The sequence below is a fragment of the Streptococcus cristatus genome, assembly GCF_019685515.1.
In the GTDB taxonomy this organism is placed as follows: domain Bacteria; phylum Bacillota; class Bacilli; order Lactobacillales; family Streptococcaceae; genus Streptococcus.
This window is the reverse complement of sequence record NZ_JABFFN010000001.1, coordinates 487,077-511,738: the sequence shown is the minus strand read 5'-3', so window position 1 is coordinate 511,738 and position 24,662 is coordinate 487,077. Positions and strand designations below refer to the sequence as shown.

Sequence of the window (24,662 nt, the reverse complement as noted above, 5' to 3'; positions counted from 1 at the left end):
CATAAAGCAAGGAGAAAAACAATGATTCAAGACCTTTACAAAGAATTCTCTCAACTGGAACAAGTAGAAACTATCGCTCTTGGTGGTTCACGTGCAGGACAAGACTACGATCAAAATTCTGACTATGATGTCTATGTCTATCTTAACTCACCTATTGACGAGAAGACTCGTCAAATCATTCTTAGCAACTATTGCTCCTATATGGAAATTGGAAACCAGTTTTGGGAATTAGAGGACGACTGTGTACTAAACAACGGTATCCAAATCGAGTTGATTTATCGTTCGCTGGAGTCGTTTGAACAAGAATTGAACTCAACCGTTTTTCAACACAAAGCTCAAAATGCTTATACAACTTGCATGTGGCATAATCTACTCCACAGCAAGATTCTATACGATCCGAATGGAAACTATGCTTCGCTCCAAAGAGCCTACCAGATTCCCTATCCACAGGAACTCAAAAAGCATATCATTGAAAGGCAACTCCTTTTGCTAGAACAAGCCATGCCTGCCTTCTCTCACCAAATAGAAAAAGCTATCAAACGCCAAGATTTTCTCAGTATGAATCATCGTACAAGTGAATTTTTTGCTTCCTATTTTGACTTGTTATTTGCGCTCAATGAGCAAACCCATCCTGGGGAAAAACGAATGTTGGAGTACGCAAAGACCAATTGTACTCTCCTCCCTAAACAATTTGAAGAAACTATTCGCAAGTATTTCCAACTACTCTATCAACCACAACAAGAAGAACAAGCGATCGTAACCTTGCAAACTATCCTGAAGGAACTAAAAGCCATTTTGCCATAGACCAAAAAGAAAATGTGAACCTCTGTTGTTGTTCACATTTTTATTTGTCGTTGACTGTAAAATTCTAGTCTACTCATATTCAGTTGCCTATTTTTGGCTCTCTCTGAAAATCTGTAACTAGGTTAGAAATTGTTCAATTGATTGACGAGCAATCATGAAGCCGTTCCAAAAACCGCACTCACAATCACTTACCCTGCTCTTTCATTACTAGTAACAATTTTTCCCTTAGGGTTACTACAAGATTTTTTAGAGATTCTAACAAGAATTACAATATGAATTTTACATATTACCATAGAACACCTCTATAGGAGAAAATCAGAGCTAAAATTAATAAAATATAGAAGGCGAGAAAAAGCCATCTCATCTTCACACATAGAGCAATATATTCTCTGATAAAGGCCGATGGGATATAGTAGGCGGCTGTACGGCAACCAAGGCCATCTCCCTTCATCCCAATACGGCGAGCATAGGTACTAGTACGAAAAACATGATAATCATTGGTTACAAAAAGAAAACGTGGACTAGCCACCAGCTTCTCTCCCATTTCTTTTGAGAAGAGAAGATTCTCATAGGTTGTCGTTGAATCTTCCTCTAGGAGAATTGCTTCTCTCGGAACATCCGTCTCTTCCAGCAAATAATTACAAATTGCCTGAGCTTCGGAAATCTTTTCATCCCCACCTCGACCACCACTTGCGATGATTTTAACATTGGGATTGAGAGACTGGTGATAAGCTTCTACTGCCTTATCAATACGACTCTTCAGTAAGGGAGTCACTTTTTCTCCATTCAACAAGCCTGCTCCGTGAATGATAATAAAATCATAATATTTTTTCTTAGGAATAAAAAGATACAGGATAGAATAAAGCAGAAATCCTGCAAAGGCAAAACCAAAAATCAAATACGAATAAATCAAAAAGAAAAAGATAATATTCACTAGATGATTGGTGTAGAACAAGCCCTTGGTATCGCTCACTCGAATTGCCATGATTACAAAAAAGAATAGAATTACGCAGCCTAATCCTAGAGACAAATAATTTGCCTTGGATTTTCCTTCTTTTTTCAATAACACAAATCCATTATAAATAAGGAAAAAACCACTTAGAAAAACTAAAAAAGGGAGCAAAAGAAAAATCACTGCAAAGAAAATCATGTGCAATTCTTCTTGCCCAGCCTCATAAAAAAGATTGGCAATAGACAGGTAAGAAAAGAGCAGAGATAAAAGCAAAAGAGCCGGATTCCAGAGACTGCGATTGTCCCTTAAAAACGAAATCAGAAAAAGTAGGACAAAAAATCCTGTGATAAAGTACATAGTCTCCTCCTTTAATGACTACATTGTACCATAATTGTGGCAATAGAAAAAGAGGAGCCTAGCCCTCTCATTATTTTACAATTCTTGCTTCTGCATCTGCCACAACCTGAGCCAGACTCATCTGACGAAGTTGATTTTCCATAGCTACTTGGATATCCAGCAATTTCTGATCCAAGACCTTATGAATATTAGCCCCTACTGGACAGTTAGGATTGGGATTGTCATGGAAACTAAAGAGCTTACCGGATTTTCCTAGACATTCGACAGCCTGATACACATCAAAAAGGCTAATATCTTGGAGGTCTTTGATAATCTCGGTACCGCCCGTCCCACGCGCAACTGAAATCAATCCTGCTTTTTTGAGTTGCGACAAAGTCTTACGGATAATGACTGGATTAACTCCAACGCTAGCTGCGAGAAAATCACTGGTCACCTTACTTTCCCGGCCCTTGATAGCAATGATAATTAGCATATGGGTCGCAATGGTAAATCGACTTGAAATTTGCATTTTATTCCCCTTTCACCTGAGATTCTCATCATCTCTCTTATCATACCCATTATACCCCTTTTTGATGTCATGTCAATCATTACTACTATCTAACCATGCATCCAACTCAATATCATGTCCCTGTTCTTGGGCAATCTCATATAGAAGTTCCTGATTATGAGTGTGGTGAATCCCATTTACCAAACTTTCATAGTAGACCCGGAAATAGGGGAGCTTTAAATCTTTGGCCAACTGCAATTCGGCTTCTACATCATAATCCACTCGACGAAAATCAACATCAGCCAAACCTGCTTCATCAAACTCTAAAATCATATACTGAGCCCGTAGGTCCTTACGTAATCCCGCATCTAAAAAGAAGGGTTGCCCAATGGACCCTGGATTAAGAATCAACTGTCCATCACTTCCATAACGAAGCAACTGTTGGTGGATATGACCATATACTGCGATGGAGGCGTGTGGATTCGTCACTAATCTATCAAAATCTTCTTGTTTTCCCGTATGAATCAACTCCCTACCCCAGTTTTTATCAGGGAGATGGTGAGTGATTCCTACCGTCAGATCACCAAACTGACGATGAACTTGCATGGGTTGATTGTGGAGGTCTTCGATTTCTTCAGGGCTGATTTCTTCTAATATATATTGGCATTGACGTAGGAGGTAGCGATGACTAGCTTTTGTCAAATCTAGCTTACGATGCAAACCTCGCCAGAGACTATTCTCCCAATTACCAAGAACTCTTATAGTAATAGGCAAAGCAGCTAAAAGATTCAATATCCTTCTACGTCCTGTTCCTGGCATAAGAATATCCCCCAAAAGCCAGTACTCATCTACATTTGCCTTTTTAGCATCAGTCAGTACAGCTTCCAGGGCTGTCGTATTCCCATGTATGTCTGAAAGAACTGCTATTTTGGTCATTCTTTCTCCTCATTTCCTCTTACTTCTTTTGTTAGTATTATAGCAGAAAACACTCAAAAAGAGCACTATCACTACTCACTGGATTAACTTGTAAAGGCTTCCAAGACGTGCTATAATATAAGCAGAGAGTTCCCCTTCATTTAGGATTATGTGGTCTTCAACATCTCTCAATTTTTGTAGATTGGAGGACTATTGCCATGCGGAAATATCTTAAGTATATTCCATACTACCTTGTCATTTTCTTCTTTTACTGGCCCCTCTATGAGTTGCTTTTACTGTTGATATCTGATTCTTATACGCTGAAGGGACTTTACATTTATAACATTCTCCTCTTTTCTCCCCTAGTAACCTTTATCGTATCACTACTTTATAGCTATCGATTTCATTTCTCACTTTGGTGGCTACTCGGTATTGGTCTGGTCTTTTGCTTTACCATCATCACCTTTGGTGAGTTCATCCTGCTTTACTTCCTAGCCTATGAACTCTTTGCCCTACTTGGCTTGGCTGCTGGCATGGGTATCAAGCATGTCTTCCAAAGAGAGAAAAACAAAAAAATTATACAAAAACCTTGAAAATTCTCGCAATCATGCTATAATAATGCATAGAGACAAGTCACTTAGTCCCTTTCTACTAGAGAGTGCGTGGTTGCTGGAAACGCATAGAAAGCCTAAACTGATACTACTCTACTGACTTTTATGCAAACATAAAACGGTGGCTACGTTAAAGCCAATCTGAGGTGTCCCTCTTTTTTGAGGAACATAAATGAAGGTGGAACCACGTTGCGACGTCCTTTCGAGGATGTCGCTTTTTGTTTTGTCAGAAGGAGGAAGAACGATGCTTTATATGATTGGCGGATCGCCTTGCAGTGGAAAGTCAACAATTGCCTCACTTCTTGCTAGACAGTATCAACTACTTCATATCAAACTGGATGATTTGGTAGAAGAGATGATGAGTCAAGCAAGTGCAGACTCACAGCCGATTTGCCTTCTTAGGCAGGATAGAAATCCAGAACAAATCTGGATGAGAAATCCAGAAGAGATAGCAGATGAAGAATGGCGCTTTTATCAAGTAAGATTTTTCCTTATGTAAAATCTTACTTGATAAAAAATCAAAACAGACCTCTCTTGGTGGAGGGAGCTGGACTTTTGCTTCACTTGGTAAAGGAGCTTGAATGTCCAACGTCTTCCTATCTATGCTTGACTCCAACAGCCGATTTTCAAAAAAAGCATTATACACAGAGAGAATGGGTTCCTTATATCTTAGAGGGTACAACCAACCCTGAGCAAGATTTTGAAAACTGGATGCAACGAGATATTCTTTTTGCTCAAATGGTTCATAAGGAAGCGGTGTTGTTAGGCTATCCTAGCCTCATAACAGATGGCAGTCAATCAGACTGCGGAAGAAGTTGCTCGGCTCTTAAAATTGTCCAACAAAAAAAGAATAAATATTTAAGGAGAAAACCATGATTAAGATTACTTTCCCAGATGGCGCTGTTCGTGAATTCGAATCTGGCGTTACAACTTTTGAAATTGCCCAATCTATCAGCAATTCCCTAGCAAAAAAAGCCTTGGCTGGTAAATTCAACGGCAAACTCATCGACACTACTCGTGCTATCACTGAAGATGGAAGCATCGAAATCGTGACGCCTGATCACGAAGATGCTCTGCCAATCTTGCGCCACTCAGCTGCTCACTTGTTTGCCCAAGCAGCTCGTCGCCTCTTCCCAGACATTCATTTGGGTGTCGGCCCAGCTATCGAAGACGGTTTCTACTACGATACGGACAATCAAGCTGGTCAAATCTCCAATGAAGACCTGCCTCGTATCGAAGAAGAAATGAAGAAGATCGTTAAAGAAAACTTCCCATCAATCCGTGAAGAAGTTACGAAAGACGAGGCACGTGAAATTTTCAAGAACGACCCTTACAAGTTGGAATTGATTGAAGAGCACTCAGAAGATGAGGGTGGTTTGACTATCTACCGTCAGGGCGAATACGTGGACCTCTGCCGTGGTCCTCACGTCCCATCAACAGGTCGTATCCAAATCTTCCACCTGCTCAACGTAGCTGGTGCCTACTGGCGTGGAAATAGCGACAACGCGATGATGCAACGAATCTACGGTACAGCTTGGTTTGACAAGAAAGACTTGAAGAACTACCTTCAAATGCGTGAAGAAGCTAAGGAACGTGACCACCGTAAACTCGGTAAAGAGCTTGACCTCTTCATGATTTCACAAGAAGTCGGACAAGGTTTACCATTCTGGTTGCCAAACGGAGCGACTATCCGTCGTGAATTGGAACGCTACATTGTCGACAAGGAAATCGCTGCAGGCTACCAACATGTTTACACTCCACCAATTGCCTCAGTGGAACTCTATAAAACTTCTGGTCACTGGGATCACTACCGTGAAGATATGTTCCCAACTATGGACATGGGAGACGGTGAAGAGTTTGTCCTCCGTCCAATGAACTGTCCTCACCATATCGAAGTTTATAAACACCATGTACACTCATACCGTGAATTACCAATCCGTATCGCTGAGATTGGCATGATGCACCGATATGAAAAATCTGGCGCCCTTACAGGCCTTCAACGTGTACGTGAAATGTCTCTAAATGATGGTCATACTTTTGTAGCTCCAGAACAAATTGAGGAAGAATTCAAGAAAATTCTTCAATTGATTATCGACGTGTATGAAGACTTTAATTTGACAGATTACCGTTTCCGCTTGTCTTATCGTGACCCAGAAGATAAACACAAATACTTTGACAACGATGAGATGTGGGAAAATGCACAACGCATGTTGAAAGCAGCTATGGATGATATGGAACTGGACTACTTTGAAGCTGAAGGTGAAGCAGCCTTCTACGGACCAAAATTGGATATCCAGGTTAAAACTGCCCTCGGTAAAGAAGAAACCCTTTCTACTATCCAGCTTGACTTCTTGCTTCCAGAACGCTTCGATCTGAAATATGTTGGAGCAGATGGCGAAGAGCACCGTCCAGTTATGATCCACCGTGGAGTTATCTCAACTATGGAACGCTTTACAGCTATCTTGATTGAGAACTACAAGGGTGCCTTCCCAACATGGCTTGCACCACACCAAGTAACCCTCATCCCAGTATCTAACGAAAAACACGTGGACTACGCTTGGGAAGTAGCCAAGAAACTCCGTGACCGTGGTGTCCGTGCAGATGTAGATGAACGCAATGAAAAAATGCAGTTCAAGATCCGTGCTTCACAAACTAGCAAAATTCCTTACCAATTGATCGTTGGGGATAAGGAAATGGAAGACGGAACCGTCAACGTTCGCCGCTACGGCCAAAAAGAAACACACACTGTCTCAGTTGATGACTTTGTTCAAGCTATCCTAGCTGATATCGCCAACAAATCACGCGTTGAGAAATAAAACAATCACAGTCTGAGAAACATTTTTCAGAGCCAGAAAAAGCAACAACTCAAATAGCTGTTGCTTTTTATATTTTATACTCAATGAAAATCAAAAAGCAAACTAGGAAGCTAGCCGCAAGCTGTACTTGAGTACGGTAAGGCGACGCTGACGTGGTTTGAATTTGATTTTCGAAGAGTATTATTTAACCCGAGCTAGTAGTGATTGACCAAACCACCACAAATGATATCCTCCCAAGATTTGCTTTCATGAGTTAGATAAGATCAATATCCTCAATCCTTATCTGCTTCATTTTCTTTTACGAGATCTTTTTGTGAATCCTTTTCAGAGAGTTTTTGATCGATATACTTGTTAATGGTTTCATAAAATTCCTTGGTCATCTCACTATCTAATTTTGTCGAATTATGGACTTGATTGACTTTCAATTGAACAGATTGAATACCGTAAGAGGCTTGTTTTTGATGGAGCGTTTCTAATTCTTCGTCTGAAATCGGATCTCCAACAACCGTCAAGACCAATTCATTGTTCCTTGACTTGTAGACTTGATTAATGACCGTGTGATTGGCAAACTCTTTTGCTATAAACTGTTTGATTCCTTCTTTTCGCGCTTGTTCTATCGACAGAGTGACTGCTGAATAACTGGCTGGAAGAACCAATAATACAATCAAGGAAGTCAAGCCAATTTTCATTTTAATGTTTAGCTCTTTAAATGAACTTAAGGGAGATTTTCTCATCAAAATTCTTGTTCCAACAATGTTGGCTAGCATGATAAAGACACAGTTGATCAAAAAAAGATAGAGAGCCCCAAATAAAAATCGTACATTTCCATTAGCTAAACCATAACCTGCAGTACAGATAGGTGGCATCAGAGCTGTTGCAATGGCTACTCCTGGCACGATATTGTTTGCTTCTTTTTTCCTTGAACCAATTACGCCTGCTATCCCACCAGCAATAGCAATGAGAACATCCCAAATGGTTGGAGAGGTTCGTGCAATCAATTCGCTACTTTCATAAGATAAGGGAGAAATCCAGAAATACAGAGCCGAGACAAGCAAGCTGACCAATACTTGAGTAAATAAAACCTCTAGAGATTGCTTGATTAAACGCGTATCAAAAATAGCTAAACCAAATCCGAGTCCAACAATCGGTGTCATAAGAGGGGAAATCAGCATGGCTCCAATAATGACAGCTGTTGAATTCATATTTAGGCCGATAGAGGCAATAAAAATCGCACACATCAAAATCACTGTATCTCTTAATCGAACATGAAGATCATCATATAATTTCTCACGGTATTCACGTGTTGAATAGTTTCCGTTCATTGGTTACTCCTTTTATTTCATATAATCTTGTTTCTGCATGGATGATGGTAGAGAGACTTTTGTCCAATCTTACATATTTTTCTTCTCATCTGTTATTCTTTTGAAAATTATCCTTTAAATATCCGTCAGTCCATCCTTAACATTATATCAAAAATTTTACAGTCTTTATTTGAAGAAATCTATCAATTGAACAGATAGAGAAAGTTATCGTCAACCTCATGGTATCATCGACTACTTCAATGACCTCGAGAACTAAACTAAGCATATGATAAGCAAAGGCCAATGGAGAAATGCAAAAATTACAGGAAGGAAGAAGACTGTCAAGATTTGCTTGTTAATGGTTTGCTTAATCTGCTTTTGATCTAGACCTACCTGTTCGTTTGTGGTCTTCATATCCCTCAGAGAGTTGTTTATAGTAGATAAAATAATTTACTAGGATACACAGTTAAAGATAGAAAAGCCCAGTTGTCTTATCCTGGGCTCTTATCTACTCTTCTCACTCAAGGACTAAGTTCACTTGAGCAAACTGAATCCGCACTGTCGTTCCTTTTCCGACCTCAGACTCGATACGAATCTGGTGACCCAATTCTTCAGAAATTTTCTTAGATAGGTAAAGTCCAAGTCCAGATGACTGCTGGGTTAGGCGACCATTATATCCTGAAAAGCCACGTTCAAAGACTCGGAGCACATCACTGTTTTTAATCCCGATTCCCGTATCCTTGATACAGAGCTCCTGGCCTTCCATATAAATCTCTAGTCCACCTTTCTTGGTGTATTTGAGGCTGTTTGAGAGGATTTGTTCAATGACGACCAACAGCCACTTCTTATCGGTCACGATGATTTTGTCAAGGTCATGTAGATTGACGGTCAGTCCCTTTTGGATAAAGAAAAGAGCATACTTACGAACCACTTCCTTAACTAAGTCATCCACTTGAACCTTTTCAAATACCAAGTCATCGTGGAAGCTTTCCAAACGAAGATACTGCAACACCAGATTGGTATAGGAGTCAATCTTAAAGATTTCCTGTTCCAGTTGCTGCTTGACCTCACGATCAGATACTTCTGCTACCAAGAGACGGCTCGCTGCAATAGGAGTCTTTATCTGATGAACCCACAAGGTGTAGTAGTCAAGCAAATCCGTCAGTTTACTTTGGGCTTCTGACTTCTTTTGATACAATTCAGACTCACGCTCTTCGAGTTTTTCCGCTAGCACACATTCCAAAGGAGACTTTGGGTCTCTTTCAGCATAGAGTACTTCCTGCCGGTAAACCTGAGCTTCTGCAAAAATATCCCAAACCAAAAATAAAAGGGTCAAAAAGCTACTGAGGAGGAAAAAATAGAAAAAATAAAATCCTATACTGGCGAATAAAAACTGAAAGAGAAAAACAAGAAAACCCAATGAAAAAATATAGATAAAAAGACGACTGCGAGAACGCAGATAGGCTAGAAAAAATAGTTTCCAATCAAGCATGTTTCAGTCCGTATCCTATCCCTTTCTTGGTTTCGATAAAGCCTGCCAAGCCTTGTTCCTCCAGCTTTTTGCGCAAACGAGCAACATTGACAGACAGGGTATTGTCATCGATGAAAAAGTCACTGTTCCAGAGTTCCCGCATCAGGTCATCACGCGCCACGATATTGCCAGCATGTTCAAACAGCACTCGCAAAATTTGAAATTCATTCTTGGTCAAACTCAGGACTTCCCCCTGATAGTGCAGGTCCATAGACTTGGTATTGAGGATCACACCCGCATACTCCAGCAGACTTTCATCTCGGCCAAACTCATAGGAACGGCGCAACAAGCCCTGAACCTTGGCAAGGAGTACCTGCTGGTCAAAAGGCTTGGTCACAAAGTCATCCGCTCCCATATTGATTGCCATGACGATATCCATAGCCTGATCTCTCGAAGACAGAAACATGATAGGTACCTTGGAAATTTTACGAATCTCCTGACACCAGTGATAACCATTAAAGAGTGGCAAACCAATATCCATGAGGACCAAATGAGGCTCTGACTGAACAAAAAGGCTCAATACTTCCATAAAGTCCTCCACCAAAATAACCTCAAAACCCCATTCTGAGAGCAGTTTCCCCACTTGTTGCCGAATAACTTGGTCATCTTCTACTAGTAAAATCTTGTGCATGCGCTCCTCCTTTACTCTTGTTCAAAATATCAAATGCCTTAATAAAAAAACCTATGGATTAGTATCTCAACTATTTGGCTATCTATTTTTCAAATCCAGGTTAGGAAGCGAAAGCTAAATAGAGAATAATCCCATTGATATCATACCTTATTTTTAACTATAGTTCCAGCCTTATCCTATATTTCCTTTTTTGTGCTCATTTGGTCCGTGTTTTTTTACTTAAAGAATAGATTTAAAATAAGCAATCTCATCAAAATAAATGCTTTGTAAGCTTATGTAACTCTTCTGTTTACAAATGTAATTGCTTTAAACTAATTCATTTATCCTTCTTATTGACAAGCCAGCTAGGATTTGTTAAAATATGAATGAATAAAATAAATAATTCATTCATTCCTAGAGGAGGTAAGATCAGATTGGACAAAAAACAAGCTTTAAAAACAGCGGCTTATGACGTTTTTTCGAAAAAGGGTTACAAGGCGACAGGAATTTCAGAAATCGCTAGGCAAGCTGGTGTAGCAGTCGGCTCTTTTTATAACTATTACGAGAGTAAAGAAGCCATTTTTCTAGACATCTATATAGATGAAAACAACCGTGTTCGCCAAGCTATGATTGAAGAACTGGATTGGGAAATTGATATGATTGATCTTATTAGTCAACTCTTTACTCAGTCCAGAGCACTCGTTTCTTCCAATAAAATCCTTGCAGAATGGTACAATCCTGCCATAGCCGATGAGTTGCATAGCTACTATTCCTCAGAAGAAGGCAAAGTCACAAATCCATTTCATCAGTTTCTAGTAAAAACTTTTACAAATCGTATGCAGGCTGAAGGGTATTCTCCAGAAAAGATTCAAGAGATTTTACAAGTTTACAACCTATTTTACTACATGGATATGCATATCACGGAAAAAGATTTTCCAGATATAGGCAAAACTGTCGAAATGCTTGCAACCAACTTCATAAAAGGAGTTCTAAAATAAAGAAAATGGTTTTCTTTATTTTTTGAAAATTTATGAATGAATTTAATTATAGTTCATTCAATAATTAAGAATAGGAGTCATAAAAAAATGAAAAGAGGTAAAAAATGTTTATTATCATTCTATCAACACTTGGATTACTAGCCCTTATAACTTGGGGTGCCATTGCCTATCTTGGACGAAGTCAGACATTATCGATAAAATCCATCGAAAATCCTACCGGAGATCTGTATTTAATTCATATCACAAAGCCGAGTCATCAAGCCTGGAAAGCTGGGGCTTATGCTAAGTTTACACTCCCTGATACGTCGTCCGCTTCTAGGAAAAACGAAGCTAAGGGTGAGCAGACCAGTCGATGGCTAACCATTGCCTCCACACCTGAAGAAGATGAAATCCTCATTTTAACGCATAATAGTGGTAGCCACTTTAAGGAAACCTTAACACATTTATCTGCTGGCAGTGAGATTGAGATGAGTTGGTTGGATTCCTCTTTAACCGTTAAAGATACGAATCAGCCACTAGTTTGTTTTGCATCTGATGTTGGCATTTCTGCTTTACGTCCCCTTATCAAAGAATGGGCTGGTAAAGCTCCAATTATTCTCAACCATTTTGACAAAGGAGTTACTATTTTCGATAATGAGATGAAGGAACTGGCTCAAAAAACATCGAATTTTACTTATAAAACTAGCGATGAACTTTCTCAAAGTCAAGAATTTTTAAAACGTGCTATTGATGAATACGGCAATCAAGCCAGCTATCTTATCACTGGACAGCCTGATGATGTAAATGAGATGAAGAATTTTTTAAAGGAAAATGGGATTGATAGTAAAAACATTCAAGTAAGTTCATTTAGAGGTTTGAAATAAAAGCAATCTGTCTTCTGTATATCTAACTACTAGGTCTTTATTCAGGGAGACTAAACAAGCCTACTAGCTAATTCTAGGTAAATGTGATAGGATAAACATAGAGAAAGGAGCTTTTATGGCCAATATTTTTGACTACCTGAATGATGTAGCATACGATTCCTTTTATGACCTCCCCGTGAATGAGTTAGACGTTCTTGTCCTGACTGAATTAACCTACCTTGCTTTTGATAATGTAGTCAGCCAAGAACCAAAGCGTCTCATAGATCTAGCACCTCAAATCCCTAGAGAAACGACTATGCTGACCAATAAGAATCGCCTCCAATTGTTGGATCAGCTCACTCAACACAAACGCTTTAAAAATTGCAAGCTCTCAAACTTTATCAACGATATCGATCCTGAATTGCAAAAACAGTTTGCGGCCATGACTTATCGTATCAGTCTCGATACCTATTTGCTTGTTTTTCGTGGGACGGATGATAGTATCATCGGTTGGAAAGAAGATTTCCATATGACCTATATGAAGGAAATCCCAGCTCAAAAACATGCCCTCCAATATTTAGAGAACTTTTTTGTCCAACATCCTAACCAAAAGGTTATCCTAGCAGGACACTCAAAAGGGGGCAATCTAGCTGTCTATGCTACCAGTCAACTTGATCCAAACTTGCAGAAAAACATTATCGCTGTCTATACTTTTGATGCGCCTGGACTTCACAAGGAACTAACCAAAACACCAGGCTATCAAAACATGATGGAAAGAACGAAAATATTTGTCCCACAAGGTTCTATTATCGGGATGATGCTGGAAATTCCGGATAAAAAAATCGTCGTTCGAAGCACTGCCTTGGGTGGTATCGCCCAGCACGATACCTTCAGTTGGCAGATTGAAGACAAACACTTTGTCCAACTAGACGAGACCAATAGTGATAGTCAGCAAGTCGATACAACCTTCAAGGAATGGGTTGAAACAGTTCCTGACGAAGAACTGCAGCTCTACTTCGATCTCTTTTTTGGAATCATTCTCGATGCAGGCATCTCCTCTATCAACGATCTTTCTTCCTTCAATGTCATTGAACACATTCATCAACTCTTTGTACAAGCTCAATCCCTCACTCCCGAAGAAAGAGAAACCATGGGGCGCTTAACCCAACTCTTGATTGACACCCGCTATCAAGCTTGGAAAAATCGTCAAAGCACGAAAAAGACTTTTTGATACCCTAAGTATCCTCTTCTATGCTATACTTAGTTTAGTACATTCTTTGAGATTGGAGCCAGTATGAAAATCCATAAAACCGTGAATCCCGTTGCCTATGAAAACACTTATTATCTAGAAGGAGACCAACACCTGATTGTGGTTGACCCAGGTAGCCATTGGGAGGCTATTCGCAAGACCATCGAGAAAATCAACAAACCAGTCTGTGCGATTCTCCTGACCCACACCCACTACGACCATATTATGAGTCTGGACTTGGTTCGTGAAACTTTTGGAAATCCTCCAGTTTATGTAGCAGAGAGCGAAGCTAGCTGGCTTTACACTCCAGTCGATAATCTCTCTGGTCTCCCTCGTCATGATGATATGGCAGATGTGGTCGCAAAACCAGCAGAGCACACCTTTGTCTTTCATGAGGAATACCAGCTTGAGGAATTTCGTTTTACAGTTCTACCAACTCCAGGCCACTCTATCGGCGGCGTTTCCCTCGTCTTTCCTGATGCCCATCTAGTCTTGACAGGAGATGCTCTATTCCGCGAAACCATTGGACGGACGGACCTTCCTACAGGAAGCATGGAACAACTTCTCCATAGTGTCCAGACTCAACTCTTCACTCTTCCTAACTACGATGTCTATCCAGGGCATGGTCCAGCTACAACCATCGCTCACGAAAAGACCTTTAATCCCTTTTTCTAGCAAGCAAAAAACCAAGGATAGCATCCTTGGTTTTTGTCTTACCAAATAATCACGCGGTCCTCTGGTGAACGCCACATACCGTCGCCTTCTTTGACATCATAAGTTGTAAAGAAGTCATCGAAGTTTGGCACCTGGATGTTAACACGGAGTTTGGCTGGCGCGTGCACATCGACACTAGCCATGAGTTTCATCAACTCTGGACGACCTTTCATGCGCCAGATACGTGCAAAGTTGTGGAAGAATTCTTCGGCTGAGAAGTCTGGCTCTCTCTTGGCAGCTTCAAGGGCTGCAGCAATTCCTCCAAGGTCAGCAACGTTTTCGGATACGGTTAATTTGCCGTTTATCCTTGCGCCGTAGGATTCTTGACCATCAAACTGGTCGATGACCTTCTGAGTCTTTTCTTTGAAGGCAGCATAGTCATTCTCAGTCCACCAGTCTTTGAGACTACCATTTTCATCAAAGGAAGCTCCATTTGTATCAAAGGCATGAGAAATCTCATGGGCAATAACCGCTCCGATACCACCATAGTTGGCTGAAGATGACTGATGCAAGTCATAGAATGGAGCCTGTAAAATAGCCGCTGGGAAAACAATCAAGTTCTTCTGAGGATTGTAGTAGGCATTCACCATGTGAGCTGGCATACCCCACTCCTTGTAATCAACCGGTTGGTTCCACTTGCTCCAGCTGTGCTTGATTTCCACACGCGCAAAGGCTAGGGCATTCTCAAAGAGACTGGCAGTTTCATCTACTACTTTGTCCTTGTAGCGTTCTGGCAATTCCTCTGGATAACCAATATAAGGCTTGATGACATTAAGTTTGACAATGGCCTTATCTCGCGTTTCAGGTGTGAGCCAGTCGTTATTAGCCAAGCGTTCCTTATAAACGTCAATCATTGTCGCTACTTTTTTCTCTACGTCTGTCTTGGCTTCTGGAGAGAATTTTTCATGCGCATACCAGAGACCAAGAGCTTGCTTGAAAGGACCTTGGGCCAAGTGATAAGCTGCCTTGACCTTGTCCTGTGCTTCTGGCACACCTGAAAGGGCACGTCCGTAGGCACCTGACAAAACACGAATCTCGTCAGTTAGATAGCTGGTTGAAAGATTGACTACGCCCAAAATCAAAGTCGCCTTAAGCAAAGGCCATGCTTCTTCACTATAGAATTGCTCTGCTGCTTGCCAGAAACGTTCCTCATCTACGATAACCTTGTCAGGCACTTGCCCAAGAACAGCTTGGAAGAAGTCATCTAGAGGTAGGGCAGGAGCAAATTTCTTGAAATCTTCATAAGCGTATGGATGGTAGAGTTTGGCATATTCTGAACTTTCTTCGTTAGAAAGTACCACAGCCGCAATGCGACGGTCCAATTCCAATCGTTTCTCTAGTAAGTCTGCGATTTCCTCATCTGAAAAATTATAGGCTTTGAGAAGATTCGTAGTACTTTCCTTCCAAAGAGTCAAGAGCTCCTCACGCTGAGGATGGTCTTCAGCGTAGTAAGTCGTATCTGGCAAAATCGTCCCTGGTGCACTGGCCCAGAGAACATTGGTTCTGGCATCCATAAAGTCTGGTGATACACCAAATGGAAGGAAGTTTGGCTTCCCTGCTAGTTCAAACTCTGCCAGTTTGCTGGTGAAATCTGCAAAGCTCTCCAAATCTTGGTATTCCTTGAGCATTGGCAAAACAGGATTAATCCCATCTGCTTCTCTCTTGTCAAAATCACGTACCATACGATGGTACTTAACAAAGTTTGCGAGGATGGCATCCTCTGGGACTTCTTCACCTGCCAACCACTTGTCTGTAGTCGCCAGCATCAACTCTTCAATTTCCTCGTCAAGGTCAATAAAACCACCTGTTCGAGATTTGTCAGCTGGAATGACAGCTGTTTTTTCCCATTCGCCATTGATTGCATCATAAAAATCGTCTTGATAACGTGTCATCTTGTTCTCGCTTTCATTTTTTCACTTATTCTTAGCTTAGCAAAAAACACTTGGGAATGCAATTAAAAATGGTTTCTCTTTTCACTTCATTTTTCAGTTATTATTTTAAATTTTTCAAAAATTAACTTGACTTAATTTTTTTTTTAAGGTATATTAAAAGACAGGAGGAATACAACTGTATGATACGTATCGAAAACCTCAGTGTCTCCTACAAAGAAACGTTGGCACTAAAGGATATTTCACTAGTGCTCCAAGGACCAACTATTACCGGAATTATTGGTCCAAACGGTGCTGGAAAATCAACTTTATTAAAAAGTATGTTGGGAATTATCCCACATGAAGGTCAGGCCTTTCTCGATGACAAAGAATTCAAGAAATCTTTACATCGGGTTGCCTATGTCGAGCAAAAAATCCATATCGACTACAATTTCCCTATCAAGGTCAAGGAATGCGTCTCTCTGGGACTCTATCCATCTATCCCACTCTTTCACACCTTAAAGGCCAGTCACTGGAAAAAAGTGGCAGATGCCCTTGAAATCGTTGGGCTCTCAGACTATGCTGATCGCCAAATCAGCCAGCTCTCAGGAGGACAATTTCAACGTGTGTTGATTGCCCGCTGTTTAGTGCAGGAAGCTGACTACATCTTTCTAGATGAGCCATTTGTCGGGATTGACTCGGTTAGTGAAGAGATTATCATGAACACGCTGAGAGACCTTAAAAAAGCTGGTAAAACAGTTCTCATCGTCCATCATGACCTCAGCAAAGTCCCCCATTATTTCGATCAAGTTTTGCTTCTCAATCGAGAATTAATAGACCTTGGTCCGACTAAAGAAACCTTTACCGAAGCCAATCTTAAGAAGGCCTACGGTAGCAAACTCTTTTTCAATGGAGGTGACCTATGATAGCAGAATTTATCGATGGATTGCAACATTTCCATTTCCTACAAAACGCCTTGATAACAGCTATAGTCATCGGAGTGGTTGCTGGAGCTGTGGGATGTTTTATCATCCTACGTGGGATGTCTCTCATGGGAGATGCTATCTCTCACGCAGTTTTGCCCGGCGTAGCCCTTTCCTTTATCCTGGGAATTGATTTCTTTATTGGAGCCATTATCTTTGGCTTGATGGCCTCCATCATCATTACCTACATCAAGGGAAACTCTATCATCAAGAGTGACACTGCCATTGGTATTACCTTTTCATCTTTCTTAGCCCTAGGTGTCATCTTGATTAGTGTTGCCAAGAGTTCGACAGACCTCTTCCATATCCTTTTCGGGAATATCCTCGCTGTCCAAGACATGGACATGTGGATTACCATTGGTGTGGGCGCAGTCATTCTTTTGATTATCGGGATTTTCTTTAAACAACTATTGATTACATCCTTTGACGAGCTCCTGGCTAAAGCCATGGGAATGCCTGTCAATTTCTACCACTATCTGCTCATGGTGCTCTTGACCCTTGTGTCTGTCACCGCCATGCAAAGTGTTGGAACCATTCTTATCGTGGCCATGCTGATCACCCCAGCTGCGACTGCTTATCTCTATGCTAATAGCCTAAAAAGCATGATTTTCCTTTCATCAAGTCTAGGAGCCCTGGCTTCTGTTGTGGGACTCTTTATCGGCTATAGCTTCAATCTCGCAGCAGGATCCAGCATCGTGCTCACATCTGCCAGTTTCTTTCTCATTAGCTTCTTTATCGCTCCAAAACAACGATATTTGAAACTGAAACATAAAAAAATCAATAAATAAGGGGAGACCCTTTCTGGAGGAATCTAATGAAAAAATTAGGTACATTGCTTGTACTCTTTCTTTCCGTCATTGCACTGGTAGCATGTGCTAGCGGAAAAAAAGATGCTACTTCTGGTCAAAAACTAAAAGTTGTTGCTACTAACTCAATCATCGCTGATATTACCAAAAATATCGCTGGTGACAAGATTGATCTTCACAGTATCGTTCCTGTTGGTCAAGACCCACACGAATACGAACCACTTCCTGAAGACGTTAAGAAAACTTCTCAAGCTGACTTGATTTTCTATAACGGTATCAACCTTGAAACAGGTGGCAATGCTTGGTTTACCAAATTGGTCGAAAATGCCAAGAAAACTGAAAACAAAGACTACTTTGCAGTCAGCGACGGTGTAGACATCATCTACCTTGAAGGCCAAAACGAGAAAGGCAAAGAAGACCCACACGCTTGGCTCAACCTTGAAAATGGGATGATTTATGCTAAAAATATCGCTAAACAACTGATTGCCAAGGACCCTAGCAACAAGGAATTCTACGAAAAAAATCTCAAAGACTATACTGAAAAACTAGACAAACTGGACAAGGAAGCCAAAGAGAAATTTAACAATATCCCTGCTGAGAAAAAACTCATCGTAACCAGCGAAGGATGCTTCAAATACTTCTCTAAAGCCTACGGTGTCCCAAGTGCCTACATCTGGGAAATCAACACAGAAGAAGAAGGAACACCTGAACAAATCAAGACCTTGGTTGAAAAACTTCGCCAAACAAAAGTTCCATCACTCTTTGTTGAATCAAGTGTCGATGACCGTCCAATGAAGACTGTTTCACAAGACACAAATATCCCAATTTACGCGCAAATCTTTACTGACTCAATTGCTGAAGAAGGTAAAGAAGGTGACAGCTACTACAACATGATGAAATACAACCTTGACAAGATTGCTGAAGGTTTGTCTAAGTAATCCATTAAAAACGTCGTTCTCACATGAACGGTCGTTTTTTTCTCTTTTAATTTCCAGTCAAATCATTGGAAAAATCTGACAATTCTCGGTAAAATAAAAGAAAAAAGAATGGAGTAGTTTCATGACCACTTTTCTCGGAAATCCTGTAACTTTTACAGGTAAACAACTGCAAGTCGGAGACAAGGCACTTGATTTTTCTCTTACGACAACCGATCTCTCTAAAAAAACGCTAGCTGACTTTGATGGAAAGAAAAAAGTCTTGAGTGTTGTCCCTTCTATCGATACTGGTATCTGCTCAACGCAAACACGTCGATTCAACCAAGAACTAGCTAACCTCGACAATACCGTCGTCCTTACTGTTTCTATGGACCTACCATTTGCCCAAGGACGCTGGTGTGGGGCTGAAGGTCTTGACAATGCCATCATGCTTTCAGACTACTTTGACCATTCTTTCGGGCGTGATTATGCCCTCTTGATCAACGAATGGCATCTCCTTGCACGTGCTGTCTTTGTTCTCGATACTGACAATGTCATCCGTTACGTAGAATACGTTGACAACATCAACACGGAACCAGACTTTGAAGCTGCCATTGCTGCAGTGAAAGAACTGGACTAAAATCAAAGCCATTAGGGCAGAAGGCTAGAGAAATCTAGCTTTTTTTGATATACTAGATGGAGAGAAAAGACAAGAGGAAACGAATGACGCCAAATAAAGAAGACTACCTAAAATGTATTTATGAAATCGGTACGGAAATGCAAAAAATCACCAATAAGGAAATTGCTGCCCGTATGCAGGTCTCTCCACCTGCCGTAACAGAGATGATCAAACGTATGAAAAGTGAAAATCTCATCCTCAAGGACAAGGAGAATGGCTATCTATTGACAGATATCGGCCTCAAACTAGTCTCCGAACTCTATCGCAAACACCGGTTGATTGAAGTCTTTCTGGTTCACCATCTCGACTATACCAGTGACCAGATCCACGAAGAAGCTGAGGTCCTAGAGCACACTGTATCCGATCTCTTCGTAGAGAGACTGGATAAACTCCTGGGCTTCCCTAAAACCTGTCCCCACGGAGGAACCATCCCGGCTAAGGGAGATCTCCTGGTCGAAATCAATAACTTACCTCTAGCAGAGACCAAGGAAGCTGGAACCTATCTTCTGACTCGGGTTCACGATAGTTTTGACTTGCTTAAATACTTAGAAAAGCATGAAATTCATATCGGTGACCAAGTCCAGGTCAAGCAGTTTGATAATTTTTCCAATACCTTTACACTGGTCAACAAAGGTGAAGACCTCCAAGTTAGCATTGATATCGCCAAACAACTCTATGTCAAAAAAATCAACTAACCCCTTATTCCTGAAAGAAATTCCTTTCAGGGATTTTTTATTATTTTGCTTGTAAGTTCCATTCATTTTGTGTAGAATGAAGCTAGATAAAAGAGGGAGGTCTTCCTATGAAAAAGCTCTTTAGAATCCATTTTGCAGCCATTGCAGTCAGCGATTTGCTACTGTTGGTAACTTTCAGACCCCGATACGAACTTTCTTTGGAGAGAGGTCTGATTTTTTGCTTCATTTTCATCCTCGCTCAGGGACTACTGCTGTCTCGCTTGGTCTTCCGACTCAAAAAACAGTTCTCTGAGATTTATCCTCAGATGAACAAAAAAATTCGCCTTTATTACTTAGCGATTCTCTCTGTTGACCTTCTATTATTTGTCTTTTTAGCCATCACTGGCCCTCAATATTTCTACTCTCTTACTCCAGTCTTTACTTCCTGTCATTCTACTTTATATTATATAACGGCTAGCCACCTAAGAGAAAACTATCCAGACTTTTACAACAAACATACCTCTTTATGGGAGTGCCTATAAACAAAAACCAAGCCAGCTGGCTTGGTTTTCTTATCTATTTTTAGTATCAAGGATAATGGTGACCGGTCCGTCATTGATCAGCTCCACCTGCATATCCGCTCCAAAGATACCTGTCTGAACGGGCATTTCCTGAGCTAGCTTTTGGTTGAAAGCCTCATAAAAGGCAGTTGCCATATCCGGCTTGGCTGCTCCTGTAAAGGCGGGACGATTGCCTTTCTTGGTATCCGCAAAGAGGGTAAACTGAGAAATAGAGAGAATTTCTCCTTCAATATCCTTGACAGACAGATTCATCTTGCCTTCTGCGTCTGAAAAAATCCGCATGTTGACAAGCTTTCTCACAGAATAGTCCAGATCTTCCTCTTGGTCCTCTGGGCCAACACCGACTAATAACAGTAAACCTTGGTCTATCTGCCCCTGAACCTGACCTTCGATACTCACTTGGGCTTTTTTAACCCGTTGGATAATGATTTTCATAATAGCCTTTCTAGTAACTGAGGGGAGAATTAGCCATTGGTCCGTTTGACAGAGTAGACCTCTGGCACACTTTTGATTTTGTCTACGACCGTTGTCAGCATAGAAAGGTTTGAAATTCCAAAAGACACATGGATATTGGCAAATTTCATATCCTTAGTTGGTTGAGCATTAACGGTTGAGATATTCTTAGTTGTGTTGGAGAGAACTTGCAGAACATCATTTAAGAGCCCTGTACGGTTGAGACCATAGATATCAATGTGGGCAGTATATTCCTTGCTTGAGTATTGGTCTTCCCATTCTACATCAAGGAGACGTTGCTCGTAGTTTTCTTGAGCACGGAGATTCATACAGTCCACACGGTGAATGGCCACACCACGGCCCTTGGTGATATAGCCAACAATATCATCACCCGGTACTGGATTGCAACACTTGGCAATCCGCACTAGGAGTCCGGAAGCACCTTCAATGACCACACCACCCTCATGCTTGACCTTGAGGGTTTCTTTATTTTCAACCTTAACTTCGCCACCTTTGACAAGTTCTTCTGCCTCCGCCTTGGCCTTGGCACGCTCTTCCTCACGGCGTTCCTTTTCGGTCAAACGGTTAAAGACGGTAATAGCGCCAATTTCTCCAAAACCAATGGCTGCATAGAGGGCCTCCTCTGTCTTGTAGCTGGTCTTTTGAAGGACCTCGTCCATGTGACGCTTGTCCATAAACTTATTGGCTACATAGCCGTTTTCTTGGAACTGGGCCATCAGCATCTCACGGCCCTTGTTAACAGATAATTCCTTGTCTTGATTTTTAAAGAACTGGCGAATCTTGTTGCGCGCCTTGCTGGTCTTGACCATGTTGAGCCAGTCACGACTCGGACCAAAGGAGTTGGGGTTGGTGATAATTTCAACCTGATCCCCTGTCTTAAGCTTGGTTGTGAGCGGAACCATACGGCCATTGACCTTGGCACCAGTCGCTTTTTCACCGACTTTGGTATGGATTTCATAGGCAAAGTCAATCGGTCCTGAATCTTTTGGAAGGGAGCGGACCGCACCATCTGGGGTAAAGACGTAAATCTCCTCAGCCAGATAGTTTTCCTTAACAGAGTCCACAAATTCCTTGGCATCATCAGCCTGGTCTTGGAGCTCCATCATCTCCTTGATCCAGTTCATCCCAATAGCAGATTCCTTGCTGTTGACCTGCCCTTTAATGCCTTTCTTATAGGCCCAGTGAGCTGCTACCCCGTACTCAGCCACTTCGTGCATTTCCTTGGTCCGAATCTGGAATTCAATTGGCCCTTTTGGCCCATAAACGGTTGTATGGATAGACTGGTAACCATTGGCCTTACGATTGGCGATATAGTCTTTGAAGCGGCCTGGCATAGGTTTCCAAAGTTCATGCACATAACCCAACATGGCATAAACATCACTCTGGGTATCTAAGATACAGCGAATGGCAATCAGGTCATAAATCTCCTCAAAGCGTTTCTTCTTATCCTGCATCTTGCGATAGATCGAATAGATATGCTTAGGACGACCATAGATTTTCCCTTTGAGATTGCGTTCGGTAGCGTACTCCTCTAACTTGGTTACAACTTCATCGACCAAGGCCTCACGTTCTCTGCGTTTTTCCTTCATCATGTGAGTGATCTTGTAAAACTCAGTTGGATTGAGGTAACGGAAAGATAAATCTTCCAACTCCCACTTGACGCTGGAAATTCCTAGACGATGAGCTAGTGGTGCGTAAATTTCCATGGTTTCTCTGGAGATACGTTCTTGCTTGTCCTTTCGAAGGTGTTTGAGAGTCCGCATATTGTGCAAACGGTCCGATAATTTAACCAAGATAACACGGATATCCTCAGACATGGCCATAAGCATCTTGCGGTGATTTTCAGCCAATTGTTCCTCGAGTGATTTGTACTCAACCTTACCAAGTTTGGTCACACCATCAACGATAATCCGAACATCATGACCAAACTCCCGCTCCAAATCATCCAGTGTCGCATCTGTGTCTTCAACAACGTCATGCAAAAAACCACAGGCGACGGTTACGGCATCCAGCTTGAGCTTAGCCAGAATTCCTGCTACCTGAATGGGATGGATAATATAGGGCTCACCTGATTTCCGAAACTGCCCACTATGACAATCTACCGCATAAATCAATGCTTTTTGTACAAAAGCAACGTCTTCCTTTGTTAAATATTCTCTCGTTAAAGCGACTACCTGATCGCCCGTCAAATTCACTTCTTTCGGCATCTATACTCTCCAATTCTTCCTACCATTTTATCACTTTTTTAAGGATATGAAAACTAGAAAAGCCTGTTTTTATGCCAATACCAATCATTAAAAAAACACTGCCAGATTTCTCTAGCAGTGTTTTGACATTTCATTTGCTTAGTAGACAGTTTTTTCAGTTTCCACGTCGAAGAAGTGTGCTTTGTTCAAGTCGAATCCGAGTTCAACTGTTGCACCTGTTTGCAAGTAGTCACGAGCATCCACTTTGGCAACAAATTCGTCTTTACCAACTTGGCAGTAAAGGTGAGATTCTGAACCAAGCAATTCTGATACAGAGATTGTTGCTTTGACAACTGATTCTGGGAAAGTTTCAAGGAAAGCAGGTTCCGCATTCACATCTTCAGGACGGATACCGAAGATCAATTCTTTACCTTCGTAGCCTTTTTCACGAAGAACTTTCAAAGCACCTTCTGGCACTTTCAAGCGGAAACCGTCTGAAACAATTTCATTGCCTTCTAATTTCACATTGATGAAGTTCATAGCTGGGCTTCCGATAAATCCTGCTACAAATTTATTAACTGGGTTTTTGTAAACTTCTTGAGGTGTACCGATTTGTTCTACACGTCCGATAGTACCTGTACCAGCAGGGTTCTTAGTTGCTGACATGATAACGATACGGTCTGCAAGTGTCATCGCTTCTGTTTGGTCGTGCGTTACGTAGATAGTTGTAGCTCCGATACGACGGTGAATCTTCGCAATCTCAGCACGCATTGATACACGAAGTTTGGCATCCAAGTTTGACAAAGGCTCGTCCATCAAGAACACTTTTGCATCACGGACAATTGCACGACCCATGGCAACACGTTGACGTTGACCACCAGAAAGGTCAGCTGGTTTACGATCCAAGAACTCTTTCAAGCCAAGGATTGCAGCTGCTTCTTGTACACGTTTGTCGATGTCTTCTTTGCTGTATTTACGCAATTTCAAACCGAAAGCCATGTTGTCATATACAGTCATGTGTGGGTAAAGAGCGTAGTTTTGGAATACCATGGCGATGTCACGGTCTTTTGGAGCTACGTCGTTGACAACCACGCCATCGATAGATGCAGTACCTTCTGTAATGTCTTCAAGACCAGCGATCATACGAAGAGTTGTAGACTTACCACATCCTGAAGGACCTACGAAAACGATAAATTCCTTGTCTTTAATGTCCAAGTTAAAGTCTTCAACTGAGTAGTGTTCGCTGTTTGGATATTTTTTGTAAATGTTTTTAAGATTTAATTCTACCATGGAAGGTGAACTCCTTTTAT

Annotated in this window: 22 protein-coding genes and 3 pseudogenes; 14 read left to right on the top strand and 11 right to left on the bottom strand. The window is 41.2% G+C overall.

The features are described 5' to 3' along the window. Positions 1-21: 21 nt before the first annotated feature. The gene (locus FOA33_RS02435; protein WP_221160520.1) at positions 22-804 is read left to right on the top strand and encodes a DUF4037 domain-containing protein; all 783 of its coding nucleotides are present in this window, start codon (positions 22-24) and stop codon (positions 802-804) included. 286 nt (positions 805-1,090) lie between these two features. On the opposite strand, the gene FOA33_RS02430 is transcribed toward FOA33_RS02435, so the two are convergent. The 3 genes from FOA33_RS02430 to FOA33_RS02420 form a co-directional block, all read right to left on the bottom strand. Next, positions 1,091-2,113, bottom strand: a complete 1,023-nt coding sequence (locus tag FOA33_RS02430; RefSeq protein ID WP_221160519.1) for a YdcF family protein — start codon at positions 2,111-2,113, stop codon at positions 1,091-1,093. Between the two features lie 70 nt (positions 2,114-2,183). After that, on the bottom strand, positions 2,184-2,621 hold the full coding sequence (locus tag FOA33_RS02425; RefSeq protein ID WP_001167382.1) for an Rrf2 family transcriptional regulator: 438 nt from the start codon (positions 2,619-2,621) through the stop codon (positions 2,184-2,186). 72 nt (positions 2,622-2,693) lie between these two features. After that, positions 2,694-3,536: a metallophosphoesterase family protein gene (locus tag FOA33_RS02420; RefSeq protein WP_221160518.1), complete on the bottom strand. Its 843-nt coding sequence runs from the start codon at positions 3,534-3,536 to the stop codon at positions 2,694-2,696. A gap of 197 nt (positions 3,537-3,733) precedes the next feature. Between FOA33_RS02420 and FOA33_RS02415 the strand changes: the two genes are divergently transcribed. The 3 genes and pseudogenes from FOA33_RS02415 to thrS all read left to right on the top strand — a co-directional run bounded on the left by FOA33_RS02415 (position 3,734) and on the right by thrS (position 6,942). Then, a complete protein-coding gene (locus tag FOA33_RS02415) occupies positions 3,734-4,108 on the top strand; it encodes a hypothetical protein (protein ID WP_057488646.1) in 375 nt (124 codons plus the stop codon). Between the two features lie 262 nt (positions 4,109-4,370). After that, positions 4,371-4,988 (top strand): annotated as a pseudogene (locus FOA33_RS02410) (AAA family ATPase). Between the two features lie 10 nt (positions 4,989-4,998). Beyond that, the gene (gene thrS / locus FOA33_RS02405) at positions 4,999-6,942 is read left to right on the top strand and encodes a threonine--tRNA ligase (protein ID WP_221160517.1); all 1,944 of its coding nucleotides are present in this window, start codon (positions 4,999-5,001) and stop codon (positions 6,940-6,942) included. A gap of 272 nt (positions 6,943-7,214) precedes the next feature. Here thrS and FOA33_RS02400 read toward each other — a convergent pair whose 3' ends face one another. The 4 genes and pseudogenes from FOA33_RS02400 to FOA33_RS02385 form a co-directional block, all read right to left on the bottom strand. Beyond that, on the bottom strand, positions 7,215-8,264 hold the full coding sequence (locus FOA33_RS02400) for a DUF389 domain-containing protein (RefSeq protein ID WP_221160516.1): 1,050 nt from the start codon (positions 8,262-8,264) through the stop codon (positions 7,215-7,217). Between the two features lie 142 nt (positions 8,265-8,406). After that, positions 8,407-8,685 (bottom strand): annotated as a pseudogene (locus FOA33_RS02395) (ABC transporter permease); the annotation flags it as partial. Positions 8,686-8,760: 75 nt separating this feature from the next. Further along, positions 8,761-9,735, bottom strand: a complete 975-nt coding sequence (locus FOA33_RS02390) for a HAMP domain-containing histidine kinase (protein WP_221160515.1) — start codon at positions 9,733-9,735, stop codon at positions 8,761-8,763. Beyond that, positions 9,728-10,405: a response regulator transcription factor gene (locus FOA33_RS02385; protein ID WP_070696863.1), complete on the bottom strand. Its 678-nt coding sequence runs from the start codon at positions 10,403-10,405 to the stop codon at positions 9,728-9,730. The genes FOA33_RS02390 and FOA33_RS02385 overlap by 8 nt, the downstream gene beginning before the upstream one ends. Positions 10,406-10,818: 413 nt before the next feature. On the opposite strand from FOA33_RS02385, the gene FOA33_RS02380 reads away from it, so the two are divergent. The 4 genes and pseudogenes from FOA33_RS02380 (at position 10,819) to FOA33_RS02365 (ending at position 14,148) form a co-directional block, all read left to right on the top strand. Further along, complete coding sequence (locus FOA33_RS02380) at positions 10,819-11,382, top strand: TetR/AcrR family transcriptional regulator (RefSeq protein WP_221160514.1); 564 nt, start codon at positions 10,819-10,821, stop codon at positions 11,380-11,382. A gap of 87 nt (positions 11,383-11,469) precedes the next feature. Next, a pseudogene (locus FOA33_RS02375) lies at positions 11,470-12,245 on the top strand (ferredoxin reductase domain-containing protein). A 115-nt stretch (positions 12,246-12,360) separates the two neighbouring features. Beyond that, positions 12,361-13,455, top strand: coding sequence for a DUF2974 domain-containing protein (locus FOA33_RS02370; protein WP_221160512.1), 1,095 nt, complete (start codon positions 12,361-12,363; stop codon positions 13,453-13,455). A gap of 63 nt (positions 13,456-13,518) precedes the next feature. After that, complete coding sequence (locus FOA33_RS02365) at positions 13,519-14,148, top strand: MBL fold metallo-hydrolase (RefSeq protein WP_221160511.1); 630 nt, start codon at positions 13,519-13,521, stop codon at positions 14,146-14,148. Between the two features lie 38 nt (positions 14,149-14,186). Here the strand turns inward: FOA33_RS02365 and FOA33_RS02360 are convergent, their stop codons facing one another. Then, entirely contained in the window at positions 14,187-16,079 is a 1,893-nt protein-coding gene (locus tag FOA33_RS02360) for a M13 family metallopeptidase (RefSeq protein ID WP_221160510.1), read from the bottom strand. A gap of 179 nt (positions 16,080-16,258) precedes the next feature. On the opposite strand from FOA33_RS02360, the gene FOA33_RS02355 reads away from it, so the two are divergent. From FOA33_RS02355 to FOA33_RS09175, 6 genes are all read left to right on the top strand, one after another. Beyond that, entirely contained in the window at positions 16,259-16,981 is a 723-nt protein-coding gene (locus FOA33_RS02355) for a metal ABC transporter ATP-binding protein (protein WP_000619169.1), read from the top strand. After that, positions 16,978-17,826, top strand: coding sequence for a metal ABC transporter permease (locus FOA33_RS02350; protein ID WP_084853657.1), 849 nt, complete (start codon positions 16,978-16,980; stop codon positions 17,824-17,826). Before FOA33_RS02355 ends, FOA33_RS02350 begins: the two co-directional genes overlap by 4 nt. A gap of 26 nt (positions 17,827-17,852) precedes the next feature. Further along, complete coding sequence (locus FOA33_RS02345) at positions 17,853-18,782, top strand: metal ABC transporter substrate-binding protein (RefSeq protein ID WP_125416330.1); 930 nt, start codon at positions 17,853-17,855, stop codon at positions 18,780-18,782. Between the two features lie 121 nt (positions 18,783-18,903). Continuing rightward, a complete protein-coding gene (gene tpx / locus FOA33_RS02340) occupies positions 18,904-19,398 on the top strand; it encodes a thiol peroxidase (protein WP_000206539.1) in 495 nt (164 codons plus the stop codon). Positions 19,399-19,481: 83 nt separating this feature from the next. Beyond that, positions 19,482-20,132: a metal-dependent transcriptional regulator gene (locus tag FOA33_RS02335; RefSeq protein WP_221160509.1), complete on the top strand. Its 651-nt coding sequence runs from the start codon at positions 19,482-19,484 to the stop codon at positions 20,130-20,132. 107 nt (positions 20,133-20,239) lie between these two features. After that, positions 20,240-20,653, top strand: coding sequence for a hypothetical protein (locus tag FOA33_RS09175; RefSeq protein WP_000732783.1), 414 nt, complete (start codon positions 20,240-20,242; stop codon positions 20,651-20,653). Between the two features lie 30 nt (positions 20,654-20,683). Here the strand turns inward: FOA33_RS09175 and dtd are convergent, their stop codons facing one another. The 3 genes from dtd to FOA33_RS02320 all read right to left on the bottom strand — a co-directional run bounded on the left by dtd (position 20,684) and on the right by FOA33_RS02320 (position 24,642). Further along, the gene (gene dtd / locus FOA33_RS02330; protein WP_221160508.1) at positions 20,684-21,127 is read right to left on the bottom strand and encodes a D-aminoacyl-tRNA deacylase; all 444 of its coding nucleotides are present in this window, start codon (positions 21,125-21,127) and stop codon (positions 20,684-20,686) included. 29 nt (positions 21,128-21,156) lie between these two features. Further along, positions 21,157-23,373 (bottom strand): RelA/SpoT family protein, encoded by a 2,217-nt coding sequence (locus tag FOA33_RS02325; RefSeq protein ID WP_221160507.1) that lies wholly within the window; start codon positions 23,371-23,373, stop codon positions 21,157-21,159. 138 nt (positions 23,374-23,511) lie between these two features. Next, positions 23,512-24,642, bottom strand: coding sequence for an ABC transporter ATP-binding protein (locus tag FOA33_RS02320; protein ID WP_000229937.1), 1,131 nt, complete (start codon positions 24,640-24,642; stop codon positions 23,512-23,514). Positions 24,643-24,662 lie beyond the last annotated feature (20 nt).